Here is a 353-nt window from a genome sequence, read left to right on the forward strand (position 1 = left end):
GCAATGTCATGAGTAAGGTTTCATTGTTATCAACGTTTTGCTTTGCTTTTACTAAATTTATTGTTTGCAAATTATCTCTACTTTTTAGGTTTTTATCTAAGCTTTCGTAAAGCGCGTCAAATACAATGGGTTTAACCAAAAAGTCATCCATACCTGCATCAGCGGCTGCTTTTCTATCTCTGGGCTCTACAGCAGCACTTAAAGCAATAATAGGCATATTGTAGCCTTTAGCTCTTAGTTGTTTAGTGGCTTCAAGGCCGTCCATATGGGGCATTTGTATATCCATAAATACAATATCAAAATGTTGAGCCGATACTTTATCTATAGCGTCTAGCCCATCGTTTGCAATTGTT

At 36.8% G+C, this 353-nt stretch carries 1 protein-coding gene; it reads right to left on the bottom strand.

Translation table 11 applies throughout. From position 1 onward, the window contains the following. The coding region (locus tag R2R70_RS19275; RefSeq protein ID WP_410978790.1) for a response regulator at window positions 1–353 on the bottom strand (353 nt) is incomplete at both ends.

This window comes from Cobetia sp. SIMBA_158, assembly GCF_046566945.1.
Classification (GTDB): Bacteria; Pseudomonadota; Gammaproteobacteria; order Pseudomonadales; family Halomonadaceae; genus Cobetia; species Cobetia amphilecti.